This is a genomic window from Kitasatospora sp. MAP5-34, from assembly GCF_029894335.1.
Lineage (GTDB): Bacteria > Actinomycetota > Actinomycetes > Streptomycetales > Streptomycetaceae > Kitasatospora.
This window is the reverse complement of the sequence record NZ_JARXZC010000092.1, coordinates 1-2,685: the sequence shown is the minus strand read 5'-3', so window position 1 is coordinate 2,685 and position 2,685 is coordinate 1. Positions and strand designations below refer to the sequence as shown.

The 2,685-nt window shown below is 70.8% G+C and carries 5 protein-coding genes; 1 reads left to right on the top strand and 4 read right to left on the bottom strand.

Annotation, left to right across the window (positions count from 1 at the left end):
• Positions 1 to 285, top strand: a 285-nt coding sequence (locus P3T29_RS32460; RefSeq protein ID WP_280720271.1) for a hypothetical protein, incomplete at its 5' end; no start/stop codon positions are given.
• A gap of 498 nt (positions 286 to 783) precedes the next feature.
• Here the strand turns inward: P3T29_RS32460 and P3T29_RS32455 are convergent.
• From P3T29_RS32455 to P3T29_RS32440, 4 genes are all read right to left on the bottom strand, one after another.
• Entirely contained in the window at positions 784 to 1,758 is a 975-nt protein-coding gene (locus tag P3T29_RS32455) for an NAD(P)-dependent alcohol dehydrogenase (protein ID WP_280720270.1), read from the bottom strand.
• Positions 1,755 to 1,958 carry a helix-turn-helix transcriptional regulator gene (locus P3T29_RS32450; protein ID WP_348532886.1) on the bottom strand — a complete coding sequence of 68 codons (204 nt, stop codon included), beginning with the start codon at positions 1,956 to 1,958 and terminating at the stop codon, positions 1,755 to 1,757. The genes P3T29_RS32455 and P3T29_RS32450 overlap by 4 nt, the downstream gene beginning before the upstream one ends.
• A gap of 23 nt (positions 1,959 to 1,981) precedes the next feature.
• Positions 1,982 to 2,410: a hypothetical protein gene (locus P3T29_RS32445; protein WP_280720268.1), complete on the bottom strand. Its 429-nt coding sequence runs from the start codon at positions 2,408 to 2,410 to the stop codon at positions 1,982 to 1,984.
• Positions 2,411 to 2,481: 71 nt separating this feature from the next.
• Positions 2,482 to 2,685, bottom strand: a 204-nt coding sequence (locus P3T29_RS32440; RefSeq protein ID WP_280720267.1) for a hypothetical protein, incomplete at its 5' end; no start/stop codon positions are given.

Sequence of the window (2,685 nt, the reverse complement as noted above, 5' to 3'; positions counted from 1 at the left end):
GGACTGTACTTCGATGGCCTTGCCACGCGGATCTTCACCTTCCTGGATCAACAAGATCCATTGTCAGGTGTGTCCACATCGCGGGGGTCACCTCACCATCTCCACGGCGCCGAACGCTTGCAGAAACTTCTCGTAGGCGGCAGTCTGCGTCCCTTGAAGCCACTGCCGATTCTGGCTTCGCCGCCCGACGACACCACCCGCAACAACGCCCACAATGGTGGCGGCGACGCCACCCGCAGTGGATATCAAAAGGTCCCATGGGGCAGCCAAATCAGTTCTCCCTGACGGTGGATGGGCAGTTCGTGCGAGCAGGCCCGGCCACGGGTGGGAGGGCTGCTCCTGATGGCCGGCCTCTCCTTCCCTTCCGGCAGGTGCAGTTGGGTTCAGCGGGTCCGTCCGGCATCCGTGGGGCGTCAGGCCGCCTGGGCCGGCCTCGTGGTCGGCGGGTTGATCCGGTCCACGACGGCATGGACGAAGCGGTCCGACTGCCCTCTGGGATGACAGATGAGGTGCGGCAGCACCTGGCGGCGACTCCATCAGGCCAGCCTGCCAGCCCACCTCCGACCGCGTCTCCGTATTTCCCGAGTGCGCCGCGCGGTCCCTCCGGCCATGTCCATCGCCGTGGCTCGCCCAGTCCGACACGCAGGGGCCGACCAGCGGTCGTTGCCGCGCCGGGTCGCTGCCTGCGGACCGGGGAACGGCGCACGCCCGGAACACCGTCCCTGCCCCGGTCCGGCCGCCGCCCGGGCCTGCGGGGACGAGCGTCAGGTGCCGGGAGAATGCCTACGGCACGCGGATGACGCTCTTGCCGCGCGCGTGGCCCCGCTCCAGGTGGCGTACGGCCTCCGGGAGTTCGTCCAGGCCGTAGGTCCGGTCGATGACGGGGGTCAGACGGCCTTCCTCGATGAGGCCCGCCAGCAGCCGCAGGTCCTCCTGGCTCTGGCGCATCGCGGCCGGCGCGAGCAGGCGGTGCCGCACGAACGGGGACAGCGCCAGCGCGCGCAACTGCCGGTCCGCGCCGCCGAGCCAGGCGCCGCCGCCCTCTCCACCGACGATCACCAGGGTCCCGCGCGTGGTCAGGACGCGGCGCAGCGCGGCCAGCGGCCGATTCCCGGCGGTGTCCACCACCAGGTCGAAGCGGCGCCCGCCAGCGGTGGGGTCCTCGCCGGTGTAGTCGATGACCTCGTCCGCGCCCAGCGAGCGGACCAGGCCGGTCTTGGAGGTGGAACAGACGCCGGTGACGTGCGCGCCGAAGGTTTTGGCCAGCTGCACGGCGAACGATCCGACCCCGCCGCCGGCCCCGATCACCAGCACCCGTTCGCCGTCCCGCAGCCGTCCCGCCTCGCGCAGCGCCTTCAGCGCGGTGCAGGCCGAGACGGGGACGACGGCCGCCTGCTCGAACGTCAGGTTCTCCGGCTTGCGGTGCAGCCGGTCCTGGCCGGTGCACGCGTACTGGGCGAACGAGCCGTCACAGGTGCCGAACACCTCGTCCCCCGCGCCCAGGCTCTCCACCCCGGCGCCGACGGCCTCCACGACCCCGGCCAGGTCCAGGCCCCGTATCCGTACCCGGGGTGCGCGCAGGCCCAACGCCAGGCGCAGCAGGTAGGGCCGGCCCGTCGTTAGGTGCCACACACCCGGGTCCAGGCCCGCCGCCCGCACCCGGACCAGCACCTCGCCCGGGCCCGGCTCCGGCTTGTCGATTTCCTGCACGCGCAGGACTTCCGGCGGCCCGTAGGCGTCCTGGACGACGGCCTTCATCGGCTCTCTCCCTCGGTCTCGGGGTACTGGAACACGGCGTCCAGCGGAACGGCGAACACCCGCGCGATCTGGAAGGCCATCTCCAGCGAGGGCGAGTAGCGGCCCTGCTCGATGGCGATGACGGTCTGCCGGGTGACACCGATCCGGCGGGCCAGTTCGGCCTGGGTCATCTCACCGTGGGCGAAGCGCAGCGCGCGGATCGCGTTGGTGACCCGCGTCGGCCTCACCACGGGTGGAACCCCAGCCGGTAGGCGGTGAGCTTCGTACCGGCTCCCAGGACGGCGGAGAGTACGAACGCCAGGTAGATCGCGTTGGCGATCCAGAACCGGTCGGCGCCGGCCATCGCGAGGACCAGGGCCGCCACCGCGCCGGCCACCACGAACGACTGCCCGACGTACTCCCCGAAGCGGTGGATCTCACGGTCACGCCGGTCCTTGGCACGCTCCCCGCACGGCACCAGGACCCCGGCCGCGATCGTCAGCACCACCTGCACCGCGACCGCCCCGCCCACCGTCCACAACAGCGCCGGCACATAGGAGACCCGGACCAGCGACACCCCCGGCCGATGGGCCAGCACCACGGCCGCGTACACCGCGTACGCCCCCACGGCGGACACCAGCATGATCCACGCGCGTCTCTCCTCGACCGCCATACCCGCTCCCGCTCCCCGGCAGATGTAAAGAAAACCCGACATCTGGAGTGTCAAGCAACCATGACACGATGTCAAGGATTCTGTACATCACCGGATGCGGGCATCCCCAGCCGGACACCGGCCGCGGCGGGCATCCGCCTCACCGGCATCCAAAACCAGCCCGACCAGGCGAAAAACCACCTAAGACCGACCGGCAAATGGATCACTTGAGGCGTCGGGTGGTGGGCCGGCCGTCCCAGCGGTAGCGGCTTGTCGAGCGTCGGATGAGCATGCGG